A 22,636-nucleotide genomic window follows, 5' to 3' on the forward strand; every position below is an offset into this window, starting at 1 on the left:
TGCTTGATCAAAATCTTTGGGCGCGGTCTGCTGTGTTCATGAACAAGCCGACCAAAGACGCAGACGAGACGCGCCTCGACGCCGACTTGTCTCCTTCCGCCAGCGTAAACGCCGCTCCGGCCGCCTCGGCCAAGGCCGAACGCGCGGCGCGTCTGGCCGCCGCCTTGAGGGCCAATCTGCGCCGTCGCAAGGCGCCGGGCGCGGGCGGGGCGAGGTCGCCCAAGGAAAGCAACTGAAAGTCATCCGTCCTGCCACGTTCCGGCCTTTCGCAGCCGCCGTCAGCCTTGCTAGATAACCGGTTCGCCGGGCCGTAGGGGTCCGAGCCCCAGGATCATCCCGACACCCATGGACAGCATCGTCATCCACGGCGGCCATCGCCTCAACGGTTCCATTCCGGTCAGCGGAGCCAAGAACTCGGCGATCAAGCTGATGGCGGCGTCGATCCTGACCGATCAGCCCCTGCTGCTGACCAACATGCCGCGTCTGGCGGACACGCGCTTCCTCGGCCAACTGCTGCGCCAGTTCGGCGTGGAGGTGACCGAACGCGAGGGGGCGGACGGGCAGGAGACGCTGTTCCACGCGCCCGAGTTGACCTCGACCTTCGCCCCCTATGATCTGGTGCGTCAGATGCGGGCCTCCTTCAACGTGCTGGGGCCGTTGCTGGCGCGCACGGGGAACGCCAAGGTCTCCTTGCCGGGCGGCTGCACCATCGGGGCGCGGCCGGTCGATCTGCACCTTCAGGCCCTGACGGCCATGGGCGCGGCGATCGAACTGGAAGAGGGCTATGTCACCGCCACGGCGCCCGGAGGGCTGCGGGGGGCCGAGATCGAGTTTCCCTTCGTCTCCGTAGGCGCGACCGAGCACGCCCTTCTGGCCGCCGTGCTGGCGAACGGGACGACGGTGCTGAAGCGCGCCGCGCGCGAGCCGGAGATCGGCGACCTGGCCCGCTGCCTGATCGCCATGGGCGCGAAGATCGAAGGCCTGGACACGGATGTGCTGATCATCACCGGCGTCTCGTCCCTGTCGGGCGCGACCTGGTCGGTGATTCCCGATCGAATCGAGATGGGCTCCTATGCACTGGCTGCGGCGATGGCCGGTGGCGAGGTGCGCCTGACCAAGGGGCGCGCCGATCTGATCACCGCCCTGACCGACAAGATGATCGAGGCCGGCGTCGAGATCGAACCGACCGAGGACGGGCTGATCGTCCGCCGCGACCCGACCCAGCGGCTGAAGGCGGTGGACGTCACGACCGAAATCTATCCGGGCTTCGCCACCGACCTGCAGGCGCAGTTCATGGCCCTGATGACGACGGCCGAGGGCGAAAGCGTCATCCGCGAGAACATTTTCGAGAACCGCTTCATGCATGCGCCGGAACTGGCGCGTCTGGGCGCCGATATCACGGTTCATGCGGGCGAGGCCGTGGTGCGGGGCGTCGACGGGCTGAAGGGGGCGCCGGTCATGGCGACGGATCTTCGCGCCTCCATGTCTCTGGTCATCGCCGGACTTGTGGCCGAAGGTGAGACGACGGTCGGCCGCGTCTATCACCTGGATCGCGGCTTCGAGCGGATGGAAGAGAAGCTGGGCGCCTGCGGCGCCGACGTCCGCAGGATAAAGGGGGAGGGCGATGAGCACTGACGGCGAACCGATCTCGGCCCCCGAACAGGCGGCTCTGAACGAGGCCGAGGGCGAAAGCCTGGCGCCGATCGCGCCCCTGCGCCTGCTGGCCGAGGATGCGGACGATCTGCAGATCATCTCGGCCGCGCTTCAGGACGCCATCATGCGCCCGGTCGACATCCGCTGGGAGAAGGAGGCGCGTCGCTTGACGGTCGTCCTGTCGCGATTCTGCTGGGAATGCGGCGGTACGCGCGTCATGGCCGCCATGCAGTTCGGCGACGTTCAGGCGGTCAAGAGCCGTCGCCTGCCTCGCCTGCCGGATCAGGCGCTGGAGCTTCTGGCGATGGACTTTCATCCGACCGAGGCGCCGGGCGGCAAGGTGCTGATGATGTTCGCCGGCGGCGGAGACCTGCGGATCGACGTGGAGTGTCTGGACGCGGTGCTGACCGATCTGTCGGAACGTTGGCCTGCGCGCATCGCGCCGACTCATCTGGACGAGGCGAGCGCATGAGCGGCCCTCATCAACTGAAGTCGATCGAGATCGACAACGCCTCCCTGCCGGCGGCCACGGCCGAGGTCGAGCATCAGCGCCGGGTGGCCGTCTTCGACCTGGTCGAGCAGAACAGCTTCATCCCGGACGGGGCCGAAGGCGGACCCTACACCCTGACGCTGTCGTCGCAGGATAATCGCCTGGCCTTCGATATCGCCGGACCGGATTTCAGCCGCACCCACGTCCTGTCGCTGACGCCGATGAAGACGGTGATCCGCGACTACGGCCTGATCTGCGAAAGCTATTATGAGGCCCTGCGCGGCTCCTCGCCCAGTCAGATCGAGTCGGTCGATATGGGGCGCCGGGGCCTTCACAATGAAGGCGCCGCCCTGCTGAAAGCCAGGCTGGAAGGCAAGGTGGAGGTGGACCAGGAAACGGCCCGTCGCCTCTTTACGCTGGTATGCGCCCTCTACCGTCGGGGCTGAACTCGACTATCTAAGCGTTTTGGTGCATTAGGCGCCCTCACTTTCACGGCTCGCGCTCACGCCCGGCGCGGGCCCGCAGTCGTATTCACACGGGCGAGAGAGGCCGCATGGCTAAGGAAGAACTGCTGGAGTTCCCCGGCGTGGTCAGCGAATTGCTGCCGAACGCGACGTTCCGCGTGACGCTGGAAAACGATCACGAGATCATCGCCCACACTGCGGGCAAGATGCGCAAGAACCGCATCCGGGTGCTGGCCGGCGACAAGGTGCTGGTCGAGATGACGCCCTATGACCTGACCAAGGGTCGCATCACCTACCGCTTCAAGTAAGGACGCGCGTGTCGCGTCCTGACGCTTCGGCTCCGAGGCTGATTCTGGCCTCGTCGAGCCCGCGCCGCATCGCATTGCTGGCGCAGATCGGCATTGCGCCCGATCTGGTGGATCCCGCCGATATCGACGAAACGCCGCTGAAGGCCGAGGCGCCCGCGCGCCTGGCCCAGCGCCTGGCCTGTTCCAAGGCTGCGGTCGTGGCCGAGCGCCATCCCGATGATGTCGTCCTGGCCGCCGATACGGTGGTGGCCGTGGGCCGTCGCCTGTTGGAGAAGCCGGCCGATGAGGCCGAGGCGATCCGCTTTCTGGAACTGCTGTCCGGGCGCAATCATCGCGTCTTCACCGGCGTGGCCGTGATCCGCAGCGGACGCGTCTCCTGGCGCGTGGTCGAGACCCGCGTCAGCTTCAAGCCCCTCTCCCGGGACGAGATCGCCGCCTATGTCGCCTCGGGCGAATGGCGGGGCAAGGCCGGGGGCTATGGCATTCAGGGGCGGGCCGCCGCCTTTGTCAGCCGAATCGTCGGCAGCCATCCCGCGGTCATGGGCCTGCCGCTCTATGAGGCGGCGAATCTTCTGCGCGGCGCCGGCTGGCGGGCCGAGGCGGCCTGATGGCCGATGTCGAGGTCTTCCTGGACGCGGCTCCGGGCGAGACCCGGGGCATGGTCTTCCGCGATGGGCGCGCCTGCGCCCTCATTATACATAGAGACGACGACCGGCCCGAACATCGCCTGGGCGCGCGCGTCGTCGGCCGGGCGGCGCGTCTGGCGCCGGGGCTGCGCGGCGCCTTCATCGACCTGGGCGGCGGCGAGCCGTTCGGCTTCCTGCCGCTGGGCAAGGCGGATCGCCTGTCCGAAGGCGCCAAGCTCGAGCTTGAGGTCACAGCCGAGCCGCGCGAGCGCAAGGGGCCGGTTCTGCGCCGCCTGGGCGAGGCGAGCGGCGAGCCGCGCCTGCTGGAGGCTGGTCCCGACGTCGCCGCCGTCCTCAACATGCTGGCGCCGGGCGTGACGCCCGTGACGGGCGCCGAGGCCATCCGGGCGGCGCTGCAGGCCGAAGAAGAGGCTCTGGCCGCCGGAATGACCGTGCCCGAACTCGGCCTGGACCTGGCGGTGGAGCGGACCCGCGCCCTGATCGCGGTCGATATCGATTACGCCCCGGTCGCCGGCCGTGACTCCCGCAAGGGGCGAGAGGCGGTCAATCGCGAGGGGCTGCGTCAGGCGGCGCGGCTGCTGGCGCTGAAAGGGTGGGGCGGCTTGATCGCGATCGATCTGGTCGGCGTCGGCCTGCACCCGGAGACCACCTTGTCCATGGCGCGTCTGGCGTTCGCGCACCGTCACGGCGCGGCGATCGGGCCTCTCAGCCGGTTCGGCCTGCTGCAGCTGTCCTTGCCTTGGAAGCGTACGCCCGCAGATGAACGACTCGCTGCGCCGGGAGCGCGGGAGCTCGGCGTTCTGCGTCGCCTGCGTCTCGCCCTGCTGACGGATCGGGCGACGCCGCGTCTGGCCTTGCGTTGCAGTCCGACGTCAGCGGCGATCCTGTCGCCGTGGGTGGCGGACCTGGGTCCGCGCGCCCACATCATCCCCGACGCCGCGCCGGGCGTGTTCGAGATCGAGGAGGGCTGACGCATGGCCCAGTGCCCCATTTGCCGTCGCGCCGAAGCGGTCGCCGCCTACAAGCCCTTCTGCTCCAAGCGTTGCGCCGACGTCGATCTGCAGCGCTGGTTCAGCGGCGGCTACGCCATTCCGGCTGAAGAGGCGCACGATGATGAAAAAGATCGTGGAATTGAGTGAATTGGCGTCTGGACAGCCCGTCCGGGCTCGCCTATAGAGCCGCCTCTCGCGACGCAAAGCGACGCCTGGATAGCTCAGTTGGTAGAGCAGCGGATTGAAAATCCGCGTGTCGGTGGTTCGAATCCGCCTCCAGGCACCACTTTCCCCTTGAATGATGATTATTCGCCTCGGCCTTGAAAAAGCCGAAAAATTGTCACGGGCCTAAACTTTCCTTAACGTTCTGGCGCGCGGCACTGATGTTGCCGTTTTATGGCGTACTCATGCAATATTTGTGCGCGCATGACGTCGAGGCGCGAGTCCGGGGGTGAAAAGCTATTTTCCGCCCTTGACGCTCCGATAGGCGTTCGTCAAAGGGACTTAACCGCATTCTTGCTTGCAGGCTGTGGACGGGGGGGTATGGTTCCATCGCTCCAGTCTGCAAGGCATCCCCGGATGTTTCGCAAGAATGAGGCGCCGACCGGCGGGGGAGAAATTCCGGCGGGAGGAAAATTTCACGGTAAAGGCCCAGCCGACTGACGCGGTTGGGACTTGGGTTCCACGAGTCAGACCAAAGCAGGAACTGGCGAAACATGCTCGATAGCAAGAAGACGAATATCCTCCTCGCAATGGCCGGCGCCGCCGTCCTGATGGCGAGCTCGCCGGTTCTGGCGCAGGACGCGGCCGCACCGGCCGCCCCGGCCGCCGCTTCGGCCCCCGCTGCTGACGCCGCCGCTCCGGCCGCCGACGCTGCTGCACCGGCGGCTGACGCCGCTGCTGAAGAAGCCGCTCCCGCTGAAGAGGCCGCTGCCGGCCACGGCGGCGCGGGCCTCACCCCGATCGCCATGTTCATGATGGCGCACCCGGTGGTTAAGGTCGTGATGGCCGGTCTGGTCCTCGCCTCGATCTTCTCCTGGACGCTGCTGCTCATCAAACTGGTTGAGTTCAGCTCGCTGAACAAGAAGACCAACCGCTTCCTGGAAGAGTACCGCGGCGCTCGCAACCTGGCTGACATCCGTCGCCTGGCCACCTCGGAAGAGTTCGACGGCAACCCGCTGGCCGACATGGCTGCTGCGGCGACCGGCGAAATCGAACTGTCGCGTCAAGCCGGCCTGGACGTCACCGGCGTTCACCGCGACTCCACCGTCGCCCGCGCGGGCAACGCCATCGGCGCCGTCCAAGGCGGCCTGGGCATCCGCCTCTCGGGCGGTCAGCAGTTCCTGGCTTCGGTCGGTTCGTCGGGTCCGTTCATCGGTCTGTTCGGCACCGTGTACGGCATCATGAACTCGTTCATCGGCATCGCCGAGTCGAACACCACCAACCTGGCCGTCGTGGCTCCGGGTATCGCTGAAGCCCTGCTGGCTACCGGCATCGGTCTGTTCGCGGCTATCCCGGCGGTTATCTTCTATAACTACTTCAACACCCGCATCGCTTCGTACGGCGCTCGCGCTGACGGCTTCAACGCCGAGCTGATGAACTCGATCTCGCGTCAACTCGACAAGGGAGCGTAAGACGGATGGCCGCCAAACTTTCCGGTTCCGGCGGCGGCAAGTACACCGTCGAGGCGAACAGCGATATCAATGTCACGCCTTTCGTGGACATTATGCTTGTTCTCCTCATCATCTTCATGGTGGCGGCTCCGCTCGCCACCGTGTCGGTGCCGGTGACACTTCCACGCGCCGTCGCTCCGCCGGCTCCTAATCCGCCCAAGCCTGTCTTCATCTCCATCCAGAATGGCGGCGAAGTTTGGATTGGCGACTTCAGGAGCTCCGTGGGCTCGTTAGGCGATGATCTGAAGATCCAGATCGGAACGCGTGACCCTGAGCAGGAGCGGATCTTCATCCGCGCTGACCAGCAGACGCGTTACGGGGACTTCATGCAGGTCATGAACGCCTTGCAGGATAATGGTTTCTACAGTGTCGCCCTGGTTGGCGAAGATCATTCGTAAGGGGGCGTGACTCAAAAGCATGACTGCTGAACCTCACGAGCACCGCGACCCTCTGCTCGATGCGCCCAGGAAGAAGAAACTTTCTACGGGTGCAATGGTCGGGATCGCCATCTCGGTGATCGTCCACGTCCTGGCGGGTGTCTACCTGTACAAGAGCAAGTTTGAACTCAAAGAGTTCGACTATGTGGATGAGGCCGTGGATGTGGAGCTGATGGCTCCGCCTCCGCCTCCGCCTCCTCCGCCGCCTCCGCCGCCTCCGCCGGACACGCCTCCGCCGCCGAAGCTTCAGGTGCGCGAGCCGGTCGTCAACACCTCGGCGCCTCCGCCGCCGGTGACCTTGCCGATCGAGCCGACGAAGAAGGAAGACCGCGTCGAATACACGGGCCCGCCCGTGATCGTCCCAGGTCCTCCGCCTCCGCCGGCCCCGCCCGCGCCGCCGCGTCCTTCGGTGATCACCAACCCGCAGTGGTCTCGCCCGCCGCGCACGACGGAACGTGACTATCCGCAACGCGCTATGGATCGTGGCGTGAATGGCTCTGCTACGATCGAATGTTCGGTGACGCCGAGCGGAAAGCCGGAGAACTGCCGTGTCGTCTCGGAAGAGCCGGCGGGCATGGGCTTCGGGGCCGCCGCTATCCGGATCATCCAACGTGGACAGCTTTCGCCACGTACGGTTGACGGGGCGGCGACTGACGCGAAGTTCATCGTCCGGTTGCCCTTTAACCTGGACTAAGCGAGCGATCGCACTGAACGAAAAGAAGCGCCTCGAGGTTTCACCTCGGGGCGCTTTTTTCGTGGCCCTGGCTAAGGTTCATTAGAAGCAAGGGGGGAGGGCTAGGGAATGGGGTTGGGGTTGATAAGGGTGATGCCCCTATTGTCTGTCATGCTTGGCGGGCTCGGCGCCTGCGCAACCACGCCGCGTGCGCCGGACGCCTGGGCCTCGGTCCGGTGCGACATCACATCTTCGGGCAAGCCCGAGAATTGCGTCGTTGTGGATGAGCAACCCGCCAACGAGGGATGGGGAGATCAGGCGCTTGCCATTGTGCAGAAGGGGCGGCTTTCCAGAGCCACGGTGGCGGACGCGCAGCCGGGCGCACGATTTACGGTGAGGGTTCCCTTCGTGAAGGATCCGACCAGCGACCAGGCACAACCCTTTGCTCACTGAGGCATGGAGCCAGTCGAGCCAGCCGTGCATTATGGCGGTGAAGTCATTTCCGGAGGTCCGATGTCTCGTAAACCGCTCTTGCTCGCCCTCGCGATCACCACCACCGTTCTTGGCGCGGGCGTCGGGGCCTGCGCCTATAATGAGGCCCTGGGCCGAAGCCAGTTCGTCTTCGTCGACGACAGTGCGCTGATCCAGCAATCGCAGGCCGCCTGGGCCGAGACGCTGCGGACGCAGAAGGTGTCGAACAATGCGACGCAGAACGCGCGAGTGCGCCGCGTCGGCGACCGCATCGTTCAGGCGGCCAATCTGACCAATCGCCCCTGGGATTATGCGGTGTTCGAGGATTCGACGCCCAACGCCTTCGTTCTGCCGTCGGGCCACATCGGGGTGACGACGGGCCTGCTTGGCGTGGCCAGTAACGATGACCAACTGGCCGCCGTGATCGGCCATGAGGTCGGTCACGTCGTCGCAAGACACGCGGCCGAGCGCGCATCGACCACGCAGACGGCGGGCCTCGTGCTGGGCGCGGTGCAGAGCCAGGCGGGCGACTACGGCCAGGCCGTGCAGGCGTTCGGCGGCCTCGGCGCGCAACTGGGCGTGCTGTTGCCCTTCTCGCGCAGCCATGAGCTCGAGGCGGATCGGCTGGGCGTCGATTACATGGCGGCGGCCGGCTACAAGCCGTCCGAGTCGCTGGCCCTGTGGCGCGCCATGGCGGCGGGTCGACAGTCGGGAACGCCGGAGTTCGCCTCGACCCACCCCTCGGATCAGACCCGGATCGCCCAGTTGCAGCAGTACATCGCCAGCCGCGGCTGGAACTGACGGGGATAAAACGCAAAATCCTGCGCGAGGGCGAAAAGGCCGCTTGCCCCCGGCGGCGAGGCCCGCTAGAGAACCGCCCTCGCGCAGAGATGTGCAGCCTTAGCTCAGCTGGTTAGAGCGCCGGTTTGTGGAGCCGGAGGTCCTCAGTTCGATCCTGAGAGGCTGTACCATTCTCCCTCGAATCGCTTCGGCGATCAGACAGGGAGAATATCGACGATGACGTCGCCGGCGTGGGACCCCCAGCAATACAATCGCTTCGAGCGCCAGCGCGATCGCGCGGCCATCGACCTGCTGTCGCATCTGCCGGATGACCTGACGCCTCGAGAGGTCTGGGACATCGGTTGCGGCGCGGGGCAACACGCGGCTCTGCTGAAGCGGCGCTGGCCTGAGGCGCGGGTCCACGGGCTGGATTCCAGCGCGGCCATGCTGGAGCTGGCGCGCGGCCTGCCGGATGACGTGGATTGGGTGCTGGGCGATCTCAAGACCTGGACGCCGGACGCGCCCGTCGATCTGATCCTGGCCAACGCGTCCCTGCAGTGGGCGCCCGACCATGAGAATCTGTTCCGGCGTCTGGTTGGGGCCCTGGCGCCGGGCGGCGTGCTGGCGGTGCAGATGCCCATGGCCTGGGAGACGCGGCATCATACCCTGATGCGCCAGACGGCGGCGGACGGGCCGTGGAGCGCGAGGTTGAAGGGCGTCGACACCATTCAACCGTTGCTGGCGGCGGAGGCCTATTATGACGCGGTGGCGGATCGGTGCGAGGAGGTCGACATCTGGTCGACGACCTATCTGCATGTTCTGGATGGCGAGAACGCCGTGCTGGAATGGATGAAGGGCACAGCCCTCAGGCCTTATCTGACCGCGCTTTCCGAAGACCCAGCCAACCGCGACGCCTTCCTGGCGCGCCTGGGCCAGGGTCTTGAAGAGGCGTTTCCACGATGTCCTGAGGGAAGGACTCTTCTGCCATTTCCTCGACTGTTTCTCCTGGCGCGCCGGAGCGGCGCCGCCGGTGCAGGGTCTCGACCGGGCCGTTGAGGCTGTCCAGAGCCGCCTGGGCGGCCTCGTAGCCGGCGGCGACGGCGGGCGCATAGGCCTTCCAGTCGCGGATATCGACGCCGTCGGGCGTGGGCAGGATCAGCAGGTCCGTCTCAGCGCGAGCCTGCATCCGCTCGGCCTCGCTGGACAGGGTGGCCGAGCGCATCAGGATGGAGACGATCGGCGGGCCGTGCTTCCAGGCTCCGGACAGAATCCAGCGCCACCAGGAGGGGGGATTCTCCAGCGTCTCGGGATCGACCCCGCGCGTCGTGGACACGTCGACGCCGACGACCGGACCGCTGTTCAGCCGCCGCATGACGTCGCTGGGGAAGTTGCGCAGCACGGCGCCGTCGACCAGCACCTGGCCGTTCATCACCACGGGCGGCATGACGCCGGGAATGGAGATGGAGGCGCGCAGGGCGTGACGCAGCGTGCCCTCGCGATGCACCTCCAGCTTGCCCGAGGTCAGATTGGTCGAGACGGCGAAGAAGGGCAGCAGCATGTCCTCCATCTGCACGTCGCCGAAGGCCTCCTTCATCAGCATCTTGACCTTGCGGGCGTGGGTCATGGCGATGATGGGCGGAGCGATGTCGGCCAAGGGGTCGGACAGGACGAAGGCCTGGCGGATGTGGTGCTCCAGCTCCTCGTCGGACCAGCCTAGCGCCGGGCCCGCGCCGATGACGGCCCCCATGGAGGCGCCGCCGATGAAGTCTATGGGCGTGCCCGCCTCGCGCAGGGCCTTCAGCGCCCCGATGTGGGCGTAGGCGCGCGCACCGCCGCCCGACAACACCACCCCGACGGAGGAGCCGGTGATCAGGCGGGCGATCCGCGCCGTATCGTCGAACAGGCCCTCGACCGCGTGGAACCAGCGACCGGGCTTCAGCACGTCCAGCCAGGCGCGGGTGTTGCTGGGCCGCGGCATCCGCGGATCGCGCAGCAGGATGAGGTCGGTGCGTTGCCCGGCGTCGTCCCAGTCGTCGGCGACGGGCGGGGCAGGGAGCGGCGAATGGTCGGCGGCGCCGACCAGGAACAGCCGATCCACCTGGCGCGCGCACAGGGCGGCCCAGTTCGGCTCGTCCGCCTCGGCGACATAGAGGACGTAGTCGTGGGCGTCCTCGACCCGCGAGAACCATTCGGCGGCGGACGCCAGGGCCGAGCTGTCGATGACGTGGCAGGTGGCGCCCTGGGCCTCGACCGCGCGCGCGACGCGTTCGACGAAGGCGCGGATGGGCTTTTCGCGCGCGGAAACGAAGCCGAAGACGTTCGGCTCGGTCCCGCCGCCGCGCTCGCGGGCGCGGGTCAGCATGATCTGGCCCAGTTCGGACATCAGCAGGGGATCGTTGCGTGCGGCGTCGAAGAAGGCGTCGCGCGGCAGGGCCAGGACGTCGCTGTCGCGCAGGGCGACGACGTCCGACATGTGCGAAGTGCCGGCCAGCATGGCCAGTTCGCCGACCGGCTCGCCCGGCTTGATGACGGCGGTCATCTGGGGAACGCGGCCGTCGTCTCGACGGAAGACGCCCAGACGCCCGGCGCGCAGCAGATACAGGGTGTCGGCCCGATCCCCGGCCGAGAACAGCCGCTCGCCCCGCGTCAGGGCGAACCAACTGGCGCGGCTGTCGCGCGCGTCCTCGAAGGCGCGGGACAGGGCGACGGCGAGCGTGTCCGGTCGAAGCGGGGCCATGACAGGCAGATATAGCCGATTTCGTCGCGGGGGAACCGAACCGGCTTCCCCCCGGCGCGGAAGCCTCCTAAACCTTGGGCATGCCCAAGCTGATTTCCGCCGTCGATCGCAACAGTCCTGCTTTCAAAACGCTGGATGCGCACAATCGCGCCCTGCGGGACGCGCTTTATGAAAAGGTCGCCAAGGCGGCGCGAGGCGGCTCGGACGCCAGCCGCGAGCGCCATGTGGCGCGCGGAAAGCTGTTGCCGCGCGAGCGGGTCGAGCGCCTGCTGGACCCCGGTTCGCCCTTCCTGGAGGTCGGCCAACTGGCCGCTAACGGCATGTATCGGGACGAGGCGCCGGGCGCGGGCATGATCTGCGGCGTCGGCCGAGTGTCGGGCCGCGAGGTCATGATCGTCGCCAACGACCCGACGGTGAAGGGCGGCGCCTACTTCCCGATGACGGTGAAGAAGCACCTGCGGGCGCAGGAGATCGCCGAGCAGAACAATCTGCCGTGCGTCTATCTGGTCGATTCCGGCGGGGCCAACCTGCCGCACCAGGCCGAGGTCTTTCCGGATCGCGACCATTTCGGCCGCATCTTCTTCAACCAGGCGCGGATGAGCGCCAAGGCCATCCCGCAGATCGCCTGCGTCATGGGCAGTTGCACGGCGGGCGGCGCCTATGTGCCGGCCATGTCGGACGAGACGGTGATCGTGCGCAATCAGGGCACCATCTTCCTGGCCGGGCCGCCGCTGGTGAAGGCTGCAACCGGCGAGGTCATCTCAGCCGAGGAGCTGGGCGGGGCCGAGACCCACGGCCGCAAGTCCGGCGTGGTCGACCATGTGGCCGAGAACGACGAGCACGCTCTGGAGATCGTGCGCTCCATCGTCGCCCATCTGAACACCACAAAGTCTCAGCCGCTGGACGTGCGCGAGCCGCGCGCCCCGGCCTACGATCCGGCCGAGCTCTACGGCATCATCCCCGAGGATGTCCGGGCCCCCTATGACGTGCGCGAGGTCATCGCCCGCATCGTCGACGGCTCGGAGATGGACGAGTTCAAGGCGCTGTACGGCACGTCGCTGGTGTGCGGCTTCGCTCGCATCTGGGGGATGCCGGTCGCCATCCTGGCCAACAACGGCGTGCTGTTCTCCGAGAGCGCCCAGAAGGGCGCGCACTTCGTCGAACTGGCCTGCAAGCGCAAGATCCCGCTGCTGTTCCTGCAGAACATCTCGGGCTTCATGGTCGGCGGCAAATACGAAGCCGAGGGCATCGCCAAACATGGCGCCAAGCTGGTCACGGCGGTCGCCTCGGCTGAGGTTCCCAAGTTCACCGTCCTGATCGGCGGCAGTTTCGGGGCTGGCAACTACGGCATGTGCGGACGCGCCTACAGCCCGCGCTTCCTCTTCACCTGGCCCAACAGCCGCATCAGCGTGATGGGCGGCGAGCAGGCGGCCAGCGTCCTGGCCACCGTCCACCGCGACGCGGATACGTGGACGCCGGAAGAGGCCGAGGCCTTCAAGGCGCCGATCCGTCAGAAGTACGAAGACGAGGGCAACCCCTATTACGCCACGGCCCGTCTGTGGGACGACGGCGTCATCGACCCGGCCCAGACCCGCGACGTGCTGGGCTTGGCCATCAGCGCCAGCCTGAACGCTCCGACCCCCGAGACCACCTTCGGCGTGTTCAGGATGTAGTTTTTCCTTTTCCCCCTGTGGGAGAAGGTGTCATGCGAAGCATGACGGATGAGGGGGTGACCGCCCTGTCCGTCACGCTCCCGGAGCCCGCGATTTCAGTGTTGCGAGACCCCTCATCCGACCCGCTGCGCGGGTCACCTTCTCCCACAGGGGGAGAAGGAAGACGTTTCAGGCGTTCAGAGCTTGAAGGAGCCCCTCATGACTGACCAGAAGCCGACCGAACAAGAGCTGAACGCTCTGGACATCACCGACGCAGAGGCGGCGGAGATGAACGCCATCGCCCATCCCTTCGTCGCCGACCCGGCGCCGGATGCGAACGACGACCTGGTGCAGATCGACGCCACGGCCGACGGGGTGGTCTTCGTCACCATCAATCGGCCGCAGAAGAAGAACGCCTTCGACGCGGCCACCATCGCCGCCCTGTATGAGGCGTTCGAGACCCTGCACGGCGCCGACAAGGTGCGCGTAGTCTTCATCCGCGGCGCGGGCGGGACGTTCAGCGCGGGCGCCGACCTGAACTGGATGCGCGACGCCGCCGACTGGTCCGAAAGCGACAACCGCGACGACGCCATGGGGCTGGCCAAGATGCTGAAGGCCCTGCACGACGTGCCGGCGCTGACGGTGGCTCTGGTCGAGGGCGCGGCCATGGGCGGCGGTGCGGGCATCGTCGCCGCCTGCGACATGGCCGTGGCGGTCGAGGGCGCGCGCTTCGCCTTCTCCGAGGTCAAGCTGGGCCTGATCCCGGCGACGATCGCGCCCTATGTCATCGAGGCGGTCGGCGCGCGCCGCGCGCGTCAGCTGTTCCTGACGGCCAACATCTTCGACGCCGACTATGCCGCCCATGCGGGGCTGATCGACATGGTCCTGCCCGAAGGTTCGGTGGACGAGTTCATCTCCATGCTGACCGACAGCCTGTCGGCCAATGCGCCGGGCGCCATGGGCGACGCCAAGCGCCTGGTGAACGACGTGGCGGGTGAAGAGATCGACAACCGCCTGCTGGAAGAGACCGCCAAGCGCATCGCTCGCGCCCGCGTCTCGGCCGAGGGCCAGGAAGGCGTCCGCGCCTTCCTCGACAAGCGCGCGCCAAGCTGGGCGCAATAAGGTAGTCTGATGTTCAAGTCCGTCCTGGTCGCCAATCGCGGCGAGATCGCCTGCCGCGTCTTCCGCACCGCCCGCCGCATGGGCCTGCGCACCATCGCCGTCTATTCCGAGGCTGACGCCGCCGCCCTGCACGTTCGCGAGGCGGACGAGGCGGTGCTGATCGGTCCGGCGGCGGCGCGCGACTCCTATCTGGATGCGGCCAAGGTGCTGGCGGCGGCCAAGGCGACGGGGGCGGAAGCCATCCACCCCGGTTACGGCTTCCTGTCCGAGAACGCCGACTTCGCCGAGGCGGTGGCGGCGGCGGGCATCGTCTGGATCGGCCCCAAGCCGTCCTCGATCCGCGCAATGGGCCTGAAGGACGCGGCGAAAAAGCTGATGATCGAGGCGGGCGTGCCCGTCACCCCCGGCTATCAGGGCGAGGACCAGTCCCTGGAGACCCTGAGCGCCGAGGCGAACCGCATCGGCTTCCCGGTCCTGATCAAGGCGGTCGCCGGCGGAGGCGGCAAGGGGATGCGCAAGGTCGATCGCCCCGAGGACTTCGCTGAAAATCTGGCTTCGGCGCAGCGCGAGGGCCAGTCGTCCTTCGGCGATCCGCGCGTCCTGATCGAGAGCTACATCACCCGCCCGCGCCACATCGAGGTGCAGGTCTTCGGCGACAGCCACGGCGAGGTCGTCCACCTGCATGAACGCGACTGCTCGCTGCAGCGCCGCCACCAGAAGGTGATCGAGGAAGCCCCGGCGCCGGGCATGGATCAGGCCACGCGCGACGCCGTCACCGCCGCCGCCGTGCGCGCCGCCAGGGCCGTGGACTATCAGGGCGCAGGCACCATCGAGTTCATCGCCGACGCCTCCGACGGGCTGAAGGCCGACCGCATCTGGTTCATGGAGATGAACACCCGACTGCAGGTCGAACACCCTGTGACCGAGGCCATCACCGGCGTCGATCTGGTTGAATGGCAACTGCGCGTCGCGGCGGGGCAGCCGATCCCGCTGGCGCAGGAGGACATCCCGATGAAGGGCTGGGCGATGGAGGCCCGCCTCTATGCTGAAGATCCGGCTAACGGCTTCCTGCCGTCCATCGGGCGGCTGGATCACTTCGTCATGCCCGACGACATCCGCGTCGACACCGGCGTGATGCAGGGCGGCGAGGTCAGCCAGTTCTACGACCCGATGATCGCCAAGCTGATCGTCCACGAAGACAGCCGGGAAGCCGCCGCCGCCCGCTTGGCCGACGCCTGCCGCGAGGTCGAGGTCTGGCCGGTGAAGACCAATGCGGGCTTCATGGCGCGCTGTCTGGATCACCCGCGCTTTGTCGAAGGCGATGTGGACACCGGCTTCATCGCGGCCGAAGAGGGGACGCTGATCGCCCCGGCTCAGGTTTCCGCCCGCGCCCTGGCCGCTGCGGCCGGACAGATCGGGCTGGAGGCGGACGCCGCCGCCTTTGACGCGCCGGATAATGTTCTGGCCCCGGCCCGCGCGGGGCTGTTCGGCTTCCGCCTGAACGCGGCGCCCCAGGCGCATACGGCGGTTCATCATGACGGCGCGGCCCACGCCCTGACCCTGACGGGCGAGCCGGGCTGGTATGGCCGTTCGTCCAGCTTCACCGTGAGCGGCGAATTCGGTTCGGCCCAGATCTATGGCGAGCCGGGCGTGGTTGTGGTTGACGGCGAGGTGGTCAGCACCCTGTCGCCTGACGCTGGGCGGGTTCTGGTGTTCGACGGCGGCGACGTGGTCGAGTTCCACCGCCGCAAATCCAGCGGACCGGCGGGCGGCTCCGCCTCCGACGGCGGCCTGCGCGCGCCGATGCCGGGCAAGATCGTCGCCGCGCCCGCCAAGGCGGGGGACAAGGTAGCCAAGGGTCAGCCCATCGTCGTGCTGGAAGCCATGAAGATGGAGCACGCCCTTACCGCGCCCTTCGACGGCGTGGTGGCCGAGTTCAACGTCGCCGTCGGCGATCAGGTCACGGACGGCGCGGTTCTGGCCGTGGTCAAGGCGGCGGAGGCTGCCTGAACGCACTCATCCATGGAACTGAGGGGGCCGCACGGGTCAACGAGGGAGGCCCGCTCCGCCCAGCGGCTCTGTTTCGGTCCGGCTGCCGAAACCGGCGATCAGCGGGCGGCCCTTGGCGATGGCGGCCTGCACGGCGGGCAGTTGCAACGAGGCGCTGTGGCTGTCCCGACTGTCCCACACTTCGGTGATCCACAGGGCGTCGGCGTCCGTCGAATCGCGCGCGACCACATAGTTTAAGCAGCCCGGCATTTCGGCGGTCCCTTCCAGAAGAATGGCGGCCAGGGCGTCGCGCTGGCCGGGCTGGGCCTTTATCTCGCCGATGAGTCCGTACATTGGGGGCTCTCCAAATGTTGGCTGGGCCGCCGTCATGGCGGCGAGGCCCAGGCCTGCGGCGATGATTTGACGGCGATCGAGGCTCATGACGCGCAGCATGGCGCCGTTCGAGCGGAATGTCCGCCATGACGTCGCCGGTAATCTGATGCTAGAGGCCCCTCATGTCCCTGCACATGATCAAGCTCTGCGTCGGCGTGTCGGAAGTCGAGACGCTGGAAGCGAACGCCGCCCGGTCCGACTGGCGCATCGTCCACACTCGCATGACGCCCAAGCGCGCGGCCGAGATCGAGGACGGCGGTTCGCTGTATTGGGTGATGAAGGGCGTGGTGACTTGTCGTCAGCGCATCCTCGACATCACCACCATCGGCGAGGGCAAGGCCAGTCGCTGCGAGATCAAGCTGGACAGCCAGGTCATCCGCACGGCGCCTCTGGCCCGGCGCCCCTTCCAGGGCTGGCGTTATTTCGAGAAGGACGTGCCGCCGGACCTGTCGATCGCCGAGCCGACGGATCTGCCGCCGGACCTGGCGCGCGAACTGCGCGAGCTGGGCGCCTGGTAGGCGCCTGAAACGGCCGGAAAATCATTTGACCCGCGCCCGCGCGCGTGGCTGTTGCGGCCTTCGATGGTCCAGTCCCTGTTCAGCTTCCATAATCGCGCCACCCTGTCCGAGCTGCTGAAGCTGGCATGGCCGGTCGTGCTGGCGCGTCTGGGCATCATGACCATGGGGCTGACCGACGCCATCGTGGTCGGCCACTACGCCAGCCGCGAGCTGGCCTATCACTCCCTGGCCTGGGCGCCGTCTTCGGTCATGCTGACGACTGCGGTCGGTCTGATGATGGGGGTGCAGGTCATGACCGCCCGGCTGCTGGGCGAGGGACGAGGCGACGAGGTGGGGGCGGTGCTGCGGCGCGGCATGACCTACGCCCTGCAGATCGGCTTCATCGCCATGATCGGTCTGTTGTTGCTGGGGCCCTTCGGCCTAGTGCACATGGGGCTGGAGGACGGCCTGGGCGAGGGCGCGACGCCCGCCCTGATGGTCTTCGCCCTGTCGATGCCGGCCTATCTGATCTCGGTGTGCGCCCAGTTCTTCCTTGAAGGCCTGCACCGGCCCAAGGCGGGCATGGTCGCCATGTGGGTGGCCAATGCGGTCAATCTGGCGCTGAACCTCCTGCTGGTGCCGGACCTGCTGGGCATCGGTCTGCACGGCGCCGTGGCCTCGGCCTGGGCGACGTTCGGCGCGCGCACGGCGCTGGCGCTCTTTCTGGTGATCTTCATCCTGCGCCTGCCCGAGGCGCGGGCCTGGGGCGTGTTCAACAAGCCCAGGCGCGACAAGGCGGTCGAGAGACAGCAGATGCGCGTCGGCCTGGGGGCGGGCGCGTCCAACTTCATCGAGGTCGGCGCCTTCGCGGCCATGACCCTGTTCGCCGGTCAGCTGGGCGCGGCGGAAACGGCCAGTTGGGCCGTGGTCATCAACGTTTCCGCCATCGTCTTCATGGTGCCTATGGGCCTGTCGTCCGCGACGGCGGTGCTGGTCGGCCGCAGCTACGGCGGCGGCGACAAGGCGGGGGTCATGAGAGGCGGGCTGGCGGGCGTCGGCGTGGTGACGGTGCTGGCCTTCATCATCGCCGTCGGTCTGTGGCTGACCGCGCCGATGGTGGTCAGCGCCTATACGACCGACCCGGCGATTCTGGCCATCGCGGCGCCGGCGCTGGTGCTGGCGACCCTGTTCTTCGTCGCGGACGCCCAGCAGGTGGTCGCGGCCCAGGCCAATCGCGCGGCGGGAGACGTGGTGTGGCCGACGCTGATGCACCTGCTGTCCTATGGCCTGATCATGATCCCGCTGGGCTGGTTCCTGGCGCACAGGATCGGCGTGGACGGCCTGGTCTGGGCCGTGATCGTCGCCAGCCTGATCTCGGGCGCTCTTCTGACCGGGCGGTTCGTGCGGATCGCGCGGCGATTGCCCCCGGCAAAGGCGACGCCTGTCTTATAAGACACTTGGCCCATAAAAGGTGACGTTCGGGTCTGCGCCCTCTATATCCGACGCCTCCCTGTCAGACGTTGGAAGACCATGGCCCGCATCCTCATCACCTCGGCGCTGCCCTATATCAACGGCATCAAGCACCTTGGGAATCTGGCCGGGTCGATGCTGCCCGCCGATGTGTGGGCGCGCTTCATGCGGGCGAGGGGCCATGACGTCCTCTATGTCTGCGCCACCGACGAGCACGGCACCCCGGCGGAACTGGCCGCCGCCGCCGCCGGTCAGGACGTCCGCACCTATTGCGACGAACAGCATGAGGTCCAGAAGAAGGCCGCCGACGCCTTCAGCCTGTCGTTCGACATCTTCGGCCGCAGCTCCAACGCCCCGAACACCCGCCTGACCCAGCACTTCGCCAAGGTGCTGGAGGAACGCGGCCTGATCGAGGAGCGCGTCGACCGGATGATCTATTCGATCGACGACGCCCGCTTCCTGCCCGACCGCTACGTCGAGGGCGCCTGCCCCCACTGCGGCTATGAGAAGGCGCGGGGCGACCAGTGCGACAACTGCGGCCGCCTGCTGGACCCGACCGATCTGATCAATCCCTATTCGGCGGTGTCGGGCAGCCGCAACCTTGAGGTCCGCGACACGCGTCACCTCTATCTGCTGCAGACCAAGATCGCCGATGAAGTGCGGGGTTGGGTCGACGCCCGCTCGCCCCAGTGGCAGCCGCTGGCCCGCTCCATCGCCTACAAGCATCTGGACGAGGGCCTGATCGATCGCGGCATCACCCGCGACCTGAAATGGGGCGTGCCGGTCGTCGGTCCCGACGGCGGCCCGCGTCCGGGCATGGAGGGCAAGGTCTTCTACGTCTGGTTCGACGCCCCCATCGAATACATCGGCGCGACCGAGGAATGGGCCGAGAAGACGGGCGGGAACTGGCGTTCCTGGTGGCGTCTAGACGAGGGGGCGGACGATGTTCGCTACGTCCAGTTCATGGGCAAGGACAACGTCGCCTTCCACACGGTCAGCTTCCCCTCGACCCTCCTGGGCTCGGGCGAGCCGTGGAAGACGGTCGATCAGCTGAAAGCCTTCAACTGGCTGAACTGGTACGGCGGCAAGTTCTCGACCAGCATGGGCCGAGGCGTCTTCATGGACCAGGCGCTGGAGTTGCTGCCCGCCGATTACTGGCGCTGGCACCTGACGGCCTATGGTCCGGAACATTCCGACGCGGCCTTCACCTGGGAGCAGTTCCAGTCGACGACGAACAAGGATCTGGCCGACGTGCTGGGCAACTTCGTCAACCGCATCGTCAAGTTCACGGAGTCCAAGTTCGACGGCGTCGTGCCCGAGGGCGGCGAACCGGGCGCGCTGGAAGAAAAACTGGCGGCCGACGTCAAGGCCGCGCTGGCGACCCTGACCTATGAGTTCGAGGCCATGGAGTTCCGCAAGGCGGCCCAGGCGGCCCGCGCCCTGTGGGTGCTGGGCAATGAGTATCTGCAGGAAGCCGCCCCCTGGACGGCGCTGAAGACGGACCGGGAACGCGCCGCCGTCGTGGTGCGCACGGCCCTCGGCCTGGTGGCTCTGTTCGCCCGCGTCACGGCGCCCTTCATGCCTGAAGCGGCCGGACGTATCGCGGCCACAGTCGGCGCGACCGACCTGTCCTGGCCGGACGTGGAAGGCGATCTGCTGAACACGCTGCCGGTCGGCCAGGCCGTGGCTTCGGCCCAGGTGCTGTTCGCCAAGATCGAGGACGCCCAGGTCGCCGAATGGACCGAGCGCTTCGGCGGCGCCGAAAGCTAGGGTCGCGCCAGGCGTAGAAGTGGAGAAGGCCCGGAGTGATCCGGGCCTTTCGTGTTTCTAGGAGGCGGATTTCGAGGGTTCGACCGTTTGCGGCGGCGGATCGCGTCGCTCGCGACCGCCGGGCAAGGCGTGGGGCGTGTGGGAATCGGCGCCCTTGCCGGTATGCTTCATATGCTTGGCCTGTTCTTCGGCGCTGATGGCGAGGAAGGCGGGGGCCGAGGCGTTGAAGGCGTCGGCATGGCCGGTGCGCACGATGACCGAGCGCCCGCCGTCCCAGATCATGTGCAGGGCGACGTACAGGACGATGGCCAGACCCACATAGGCGATCCAGCGGTAGCGGTTCAGCAGCTTGGCGATGAAGGTGGCGGCCAGGCCCATCAGGGCGATGGACAGGATCAAGCCAAACACCATGATCCACGGGTGTTCGTGACTGGCGCCGGCCACGGCCAGGACATTGTCCAGGCTCATGGTCAGGTCGGCGATCATGATCTGTATCAGGGCGGCGCCGAAGGTCTTGCGCTTCAGGCCCAGCTCTTCGGGAGAGGGGCCGCCGCCATTCTCCATGGCCATGGCGCGCTCGATTTCGGCTTCGGCCTCGGCCTGGTCGTGCGTGGCCTGCTCACGCAGTTCGCGCCACATCTTCCAGCACACCCACAGAAGCAGGAAGCCGCCCGCCAGAAGCAGACCGACGATGGCCAGAAGCTGAACGGTGATCAGCGCCAGGCCGATGCGCAGGACGACGGCGACGGCCAGGCCGACCAGGATGGCCTTGCGGCGTTGTTCCTGGGGCAGGGCGGCGGCGGCCAGGCCCACGGCCACGGCGTTGTCGCCCGCCAGGACGAGGTCGATCATCAGCACCTTGCCGAGGGCGGAGGCCTGACTGATCAGTTCGGGATTGGAGAGGAAGTCCATGCCGGACTCATAAGGCCCGACCGGACCCGCGCCAAGTCGCCGCAGGGCGAGTTGACGCGGGGGCCCGATTCCTAGGCTGCGCGTCCCTGGGCGCGGGCCGCTTCATACAGGGCGATGGCGGCGGCGTTGGAGACGTTCAGGCTCTCGAAGCCGCCGGGCATGGGGATTCGGGCCATCGCTTCGCAGTGCTCGGCCACCAGGCGGCGCACCCCGTCGCCTTCGGAGCCCATGACGATGACGGTCGGGCGGGCGTCCAGCGCCTGCTCCAGCGTCAGGTCCGAACCGCCGTCCATGCCGATGGCGCGCCAGCCGTGGTCGGCCAGCTTCTCAAGGGCGCGGCTGAGATTCGTCACGCGGGCGCACGGCAGGCGCTCGGTCGCGCCCGCGGAGGCCTTGGCCAGGGCGCCGGCCAGGGCGGGGGAGTGCCGGTCCTGCACCACGATGCCGCGCGCGCCGAAGGCCAGGGCCGACCGGAAGATGGCGCCGACGTTCTGAGGGTCGGTCAGCTGATCCAGCATGACGATGACGCCTTGCGCCGGTTCGGCCAGGTCTTCCAGGGCGACGCCTTCCAGCGGCTGGACCTTGAAGGCCATGCCCTGGTGCACGGCGCCGGCCGGAAGCATCCGGCCCAGGGCGAGCGAATCGACCACCTCGATTCGGTGGCCGTTGGCCAGATTCTCGCGCTGGATCTCCTCGGCACGGTCTTCCGTGACCATCAGACGGCCGGTTCCACGGCGCGCGGGATTCGCCAAAGCGGCCAGAACCGGATGACGTCCCCAAAGAAAATTATCGGCGTCCGGGCGCGAACGGGCCGGCCGCCGCTCTGCATCGCCTGCGCCGCGTCCTTGCGGGGCGGGTGTTTGAGCCCGATTTGGGCGTGCTTCGTCCCTCTTGTGGAAAGATTGTTTTTTACCGGTTTTCCGGTCGTTGCGTTCTCGAAATGACGACACTATAAGACGGCCTCCGATTTGGGCCCCAGGGCTTTCGGTTCAGGCGCTTCCTCTACTGCAGGCGTCGCCCGACAGCGAAGGCTTTCGTCGCGAATGATCGAAAGATTGTTCACGGCGTTTCCAGACCGGCATTGACATAGGCGCGCTGGGGGAATGTCCCGAGCGGCAAAGGGGGCGGACTGTAAATCCGCTGCGTAAGCTTCGCAGGTTCGAGTCCTGCTTCCCCCACCACGCGCCTTCAATGCCCGACGGGCCGGGAGTCCAGATAGGAATCGGGTGCGGGACCGTCGCTCTTCAAACGAAGGGCGGTGCAACTGCATTCTTCGTGCGGGTATAGCACAATGGTAGTGCAGCAGCCTTCCAAGCTGAATACGCGGGTTCGATTCCCGCTACCCGCTCCAGGTTTTATGAACTGAGCACAGCGCCCCTCCGTTCCGGACCCGGGCCACAGGAGTTTGGCCATGGCCAAGGAAAAGTTCGAACGCACGAAGCCGCACGTGAACATCGGCACGATCGGTCACGTTGACCACGGCAAGACGACGCTGACGGCGGCGAT

General features: G+C 67.3%; 23 protein-coding genes, 4 tRNA genes and 1 pseudogene. 24 read left to right on the forward strand and 4 right to left on the reverse strand.

Going from position 1 to position 22,636, the window contains the following annotated elements:
- Positions 1–38 precede the first annotated feature (38 nt).
- The 15 genes and pseudogenes from ACWGL1_RS09390 to ACWGL1_RS09460 all read left to right on the forward strand — a co-directional run.
- Positions 39–236, forward strand: coding sequence for a hypothetical protein (locus ACWGL1_RS09390; protein ID WP_452111837.1), 198 nt, complete (start codon positions 39–41; stop codon positions 234–236).
- Between the two features lie 109 nt (positions 237–345).
- Complete coding sequence (gene murA, locus ACWGL1_RS09395) at positions 346–1,635, forward strand: UDP-N-acetylglucosamine 1-carboxyvinyltransferase (RefSeq protein ID WP_452111838.1); 1,290 nt, start codon at positions 346–348, stop codon at positions 1,633–1,635.
- On the forward strand, positions 1,625–2,125 hold the full coding sequence (locus ACWGL1_RS09400) for a DUF2948 family protein (RefSeq protein ID WP_291783077.1): 501 nt from the start codon (positions 1,625–1,627) through the stop codon (positions 2,123–2,125). The genes murA and ACWGL1_RS09400 overlap by 11 nt, the downstream gene beginning before the upstream one ends.
- Positions 2,122–2,589, forward strand: coding sequence for a UPF0262 family protein (locus tag ACWGL1_RS09405; protein ID WP_291783074.1), 468 nt, complete (start codon positions 2,122–2,124; stop codon positions 2,587–2,589). The genes ACWGL1_RS09400 and ACWGL1_RS09405 overlap by 4 nt, the downstream gene beginning before the upstream one ends.
- A gap of 107 nt (positions 2,590–2,696) precedes the next feature.
- A complete protein-coding gene (gene infA / locus ACWGL1_RS09410; RefSeq protein ID WP_003164348.1) occupies positions 2,697–2,915 on the forward strand; it encodes a translation initiation factor IF-1 in 219 nt (72 codons plus the stop codon).
- A gap of 8 nt (positions 2,916–2,923) precedes the next feature.
- Positions 2,924–3,523, forward strand: a complete 600-nt coding sequence (locus ACWGL1_RS09415; protein ID WP_452111839.1) for a Maf family protein — start codon at positions 2,924–2,926, stop codon at positions 3,521–3,523.
- Positions 3,523–4,533: a ribonuclease E/G gene (locus ACWGL1_RS09420; protein WP_452111840.1), complete on the forward strand. Its 1,011-nt coding sequence runs from the start codon at positions 3,523–3,525 to the stop codon at positions 4,531–4,533. Before ACWGL1_RS09415 ends, ACWGL1_RS09420 begins: the two co-directional genes overlap by 1 nt.
- Positions 4,534–4,536: 3 nt before the next feature.
- On the forward strand, positions 4,537–4,701 hold the full coding sequence (locus ACWGL1_RS09425) for a DNA gyrase inhibitor YacG (RefSeq protein ID WP_291783050.1): 165 nt from the start codon (positions 4,537–4,539) through the stop codon (positions 4,699–4,701).
- A gap of 63 nt (positions 4,702–4,764) precedes the next feature.
- Positions 4,765–4,840 (forward strand) — tRNA-Phe (locus ACWGL1_RS09430).
- A gap of 430 nt (positions 4,841–5,270) precedes the next feature.
- Positions 5,271–6,188 (forward strand): MotA/TolQ/ExbB proton channel family protein, encoded by a 918-nt coding sequence (locus tag ACWGL1_RS09435; RefSeq protein ID WP_291783047.1) that lies wholly within the window; start codon positions 5,271–5,273, stop codon positions 6,186–6,188.
- 5 nt (positions 6,189–6,193) lie between these two features.
- Entirely contained in the window at positions 6,194–6,625 is a 432-nt protein-coding gene (locus ACWGL1_RS09440) for an ExbD/TolR family protein (RefSeq protein WP_291783045.1), read from the forward strand.
- A 19-nt stretch (positions 6,626–6,644) separates the two neighbouring features.
- Entirely contained in the window at positions 6,645–7,358 is a 714-nt protein-coding gene (locus ACWGL1_RS09445; RefSeq protein WP_452111841.1) for an energy transducer TonB, read from the forward strand.
- Positions 7,359–7,850: 492 nt separating this feature from the next.
- Positions 7,851–8,609, forward strand: a complete 759-nt coding sequence (locus ACWGL1_RS09450; RefSeq protein ID WP_452111842.1) for a M48 family metallopeptidase — start codon at positions 7,851–7,853, stop codon at positions 8,607–8,609.
- A gap of 93 nt (positions 8,610–8,702) precedes the next feature.
- Positions 8,703–8,779, forward strand: a tRNA-His gene (locus ACWGL1_RS09455).
- A gap of 46 nt (positions 8,780–8,825) precedes the next feature.
- Positions 8,826–9,224 (forward strand): annotated as a pseudogene (locus ACWGL1_RS09460) (methyltransferase domain-containing protein); the annotation flags it as partial.
- A 229-nt stretch (positions 9,225–9,453) separates the two neighbouring features.
- Here ACWGL1_RS09460 and ACWGL1_RS09465 read toward each other — a convergent pair.
- On the reverse strand, positions 9,454–11,325 hold the full coding sequence (locus ACWGL1_RS09465; protein WP_452111843.1) for a patatin-like phospholipase family protein: 1,872 nt from the start codon (positions 11,323–11,325) through the stop codon (positions 9,454–9,456).
- An 80-nt stretch (positions 11,326–11,405) separates the two neighbouring features.
- Between ACWGL1_RS09465 and ACWGL1_RS09470 the strand changes: the two genes are divergently transcribed.
- The 3 genes from ACWGL1_RS09470 to ACWGL1_RS09480 all read left to right on the forward strand — a co-directional run bounded on the left by ACWGL1_RS09470 (position 11,406) and on the right by ACWGL1_RS09480 (position 16,109).
- Positions 11,406–12,998 carry a carboxyl transferase domain-containing protein gene (locus ACWGL1_RS09470; protein ID WP_452111844.1) on the forward strand — a complete coding sequence of 531 codons (1,593 nt, stop codon included), beginning with the start codon at positions 11,406–11,408 and terminating at the stop codon, positions 12,996–12,998.
- 198 nt (positions 12,999–13,196) lie between these two features.
- Positions 13,197–14,099 carry an enoyl-CoA hydratase-related protein gene (locus ACWGL1_RS09475; RefSeq protein ID WP_452111845.1) on the forward strand — a complete coding sequence of 301 codons (903 nt, stop codon included), beginning with the start codon at positions 13,197–13,199 and terminating at the stop codon, positions 14,097–14,099.
- Positions 14,100–14,108: 9 nt separating this feature from the next.
- On the forward strand, positions 14,109–16,109 hold the full coding sequence (locus ACWGL1_RS09480) for an acetyl/propionyl/methylcrotonyl-CoA carboxylase subunit alpha (RefSeq protein WP_291783023.1): 2,001 nt from the start codon (positions 14,109–14,111) through the stop codon (positions 16,107–16,109).
- Between the two features lie 36 nt (positions 16,110–16,145).
- Here the strand turns inward: ACWGL1_RS09480 and ACWGL1_RS09485 are convergent, their stop codons facing one another.
- Positions 16,146–16,442: a putative quinol monooxygenase gene (locus ACWGL1_RS09485; RefSeq protein ID WP_452111846.1), complete on the reverse strand. Its 297-nt coding sequence runs from the start codon at positions 16,440–16,442 to the stop codon at positions 16,146–16,148.
- A 161-nt stretch (positions 16,443–16,603) separates the two neighbouring features.
- Here ACWGL1_RS09485 and ACWGL1_RS09490 point away from each other — a divergent pair, with 161 nt between their 5' ends.
- From ACWGL1_RS09490 to metG, 3 genes are all read left to right on the forward strand, one after another.
- On the forward strand, positions 16,604–16,999 hold the full coding sequence (locus tag ACWGL1_RS09490; RefSeq protein ID WP_312219314.1) for a DUF1489 family protein: 396 nt from the start codon (positions 16,604–16,606) through the stop codon (positions 16,997–16,999).
- Positions 17,000–17,062: 63 nt separating this feature from the next.
- The gene (locus ACWGL1_RS09495) at positions 17,063–18,430 is read left to right on the forward strand and encodes an MATE family efflux transporter (RefSeq protein WP_291783014.1); all 1,368 of its coding nucleotides are present in this window, start codon (positions 17,063–17,065) and stop codon (positions 18,428–18,430) included.
- Between the two features lie 78 nt (positions 18,431–18,508).
- Entirely contained in the window at positions 18,509–20,218 is a 1,710-nt protein-coding gene (gene metG / locus ACWGL1_RS09500; RefSeq protein ID WP_291783011.1) for a methionine--tRNA ligase, read from the forward strand.
- A 57-nt stretch (positions 20,219–20,275) separates the two neighbouring features.
- On the opposite strand, the gene ACWGL1_RS09505 is transcribed toward metG, so the two are convergent.
- Both ACWGL1_RS09505 and rlmB read right to left on the reverse strand, forming a co-directional pair.
- On the reverse strand, positions 20,276–21,130 hold the full coding sequence (locus ACWGL1_RS09505) for a TerC family protein (protein ID WP_291783008.1): 855 nt from the start codon (positions 21,128–21,130) through the stop codon (positions 20,276–20,278).
- A gap of 71 nt (positions 21,131–21,201) precedes the next feature.
- Positions 21,202–22,080, reverse strand: coding sequence for a 23S rRNA (guanosine(2251)-2'-O)-methyltransferase RlmB (rlmB, locus tag ACWGL1_RS09510; protein ID WP_291783005.1), 879 nt, complete (start codon positions 22,078–22,080; stop codon positions 21,202–21,204).
- 147 nt (positions 22,081–22,227) lie between these two features.
- On the opposite strand from rlmB, the gene ACWGL1_RS09515 reads away from it, so the two are divergent.
- The 3 genes from ACWGL1_RS09515 to ACWGL1_RS09525 all read left to right on the forward strand — a co-directional run.
- Positions 22,228–22,311, forward strand: a tRNA-Tyr gene (locus tag ACWGL1_RS09515).
- A 96-nt stretch (positions 22,312–22,407) separates the two neighbouring features.
- Positions 22,408–22,481, forward strand: a tRNA-Gly gene (locus tag ACWGL1_RS09520).
- Between the two features lie 60 nt (positions 22,482–22,541).
- Positions 22,542–22,636 (forward strand): GTP-binding protein (locus tag ACWGL1_RS09525; protein ID WP_018294844.1); only part of this gene is annotated, 95 nt, incomplete at its 3' end.

Source organism: Brevundimonas sp. NPDC055812, assembly GCF_053616535.1.

What these genes read in the sequence shown, in the direction of transcription:
- ACWGL1_RS09435 (WP_291783047.1), top strand. Translation starts at nt 5,271, where the DNA reads ATGCTCGATAGCAAGAAGACGAATATCCTCCTCGCAATGGCCGGCGCC.
- ACWGL1_RS09450 (WP_452111842.1), top strand. Translation starts at nt 7,851, where the DNA reads ATGTCTCGTAAACCGCTCTTGCTCGCCCTCGCGATCACCACCACCGTT.
- ACWGL1_RS09405 (WP_291783074.1), top strand. Translation starts at nt 2,122, where the DNA reads ATGAGCGGCCCTCATCAACTGAAGTCGATCGAGATCGACAACGCCTCC.
- metG (WP_291783011.1), top strand. Translation starts at nt 18,509, where the DNA reads ATGGCCCGCATCCTCATCACCTCGGCGCTGCCCTATATCAACGGCATC.
- ACWGL1_RS09505 (WP_291783008.1), bottom strand. Translation starts at nt 21,130, where the DNA reads ATGGACTTCCTCTCCAATCCCGAACTGATCAGTCAGGCCTCCGCCCTC.
- ACWGL1_RS09480 (WP_291783023.1), top strand. Translation starts at nt 14,109, where the DNA reads ATGTTCAAGTCCGTCCTGGTCGCCAATCGCGGCGAGATCGCCTGCCGC.
- ACWGL1_RS09445 (WP_452111841.1), top strand. Translation starts at nt 6,645, where the DNA reads ATGACTGCTGAACCTCACGAGCACCGCGACCCTCTGCTCGATGCGCCC.
- ACWGL1_RS09495 (WP_291783014.1), top strand. Translation starts at nt 17,063, where the DNA reads ATGGTCCAGTCCCTGTTCAGCTTCCATAATCGCGCCACCCTGTCCGAG.
- ACWGL1_RS09425 (WP_291783050.1), top strand. Translation starts at nt 4,537, where the DNA reads ATGGCCCAGTGCCCCATTTGCCGTCGCGCCGAAGCGGTCGCCGCCTAC.
- murA (WP_452111838.1), top strand. Translation starts at nt 346, where the DNA reads ATGGACAGCATCGTCATCCACGGCGGCCATCGCCTCAACGGTTCCATT.
- infA (WP_003164348.1), top strand. Translation starts at nt 2,697, where the DNA reads ATGGCTAAGGAAGAACTGCTGGAGTTCCCCGGCGTGGTCAGCGAATTG.
- ACWGL1_RS09485 (WP_452111846.1), bottom strand. Translation starts at nt 16,442, where the DNA reads ATGTACGGACTCATCGGCGAGATAAAGGCCCAGCCCGGCCAGCGCGAC.
- ACWGL1_RS09470 (WP_452111844.1), top strand. Translation starts at nt 11,406, where the DNA reads ATGCCCAAGCTGATTTCCGCCGTCGATCGCAACAGTCCTGCTTTCAAA.
- ACWGL1_RS09390 (WP_452111837.1), top strand. Translation starts at nt 39, where the DNA reads ATGAACAAGCCGACCAAAGACGCAGACGAGACGCGCCTCGACGCCGAC.
- ACWGL1_RS09440 (WP_291783045.1), top strand. Translation starts at nt 6,194, where the DNA reads ATGGCCGCCAAACTTTCCGGTTCCGGCGGCGGCAAGTACACCGTCGAG.
- ACWGL1_RS09475 (WP_452111845.1), top strand. Translation starts at nt 13,197, where the DNA reads ATGACTGACCAGAAGCCGACCGAACAAGAGCTGAACGCTCTGGACATC.
- ACWGL1_RS09490 (WP_312219314.1), top strand. Translation starts at nt 16,604, where the DNA reads ATGTCCCTGCACATGATCAAGCTCTGCGTCGGCGTGTCGGAAGTCGAG.
- ACWGL1_RS09420 (WP_452111840.1), top strand. Translation starts at nt 3,523, where the DNA reads ATGGCCGATGTCGAGGTCTTCCTGGACGCGGCTCCGGGCGAGACCCGG.
- ACWGL1_RS09465 (WP_452111843.1), bottom strand. Translation starts at nt 11,325, where the DNA reads ATGGCCCCGCTTCGACCGGACACGCTCGCCGTCGCCCTGTCCCGCGCC.
- ACWGL1_RS09400 (WP_291783077.1), top strand. Translation starts at nt 1,625, where the DNA reads ATGAGCACTGACGGCGAACCGATCTCGGCCCCCGAACAGGCGGCTCTG.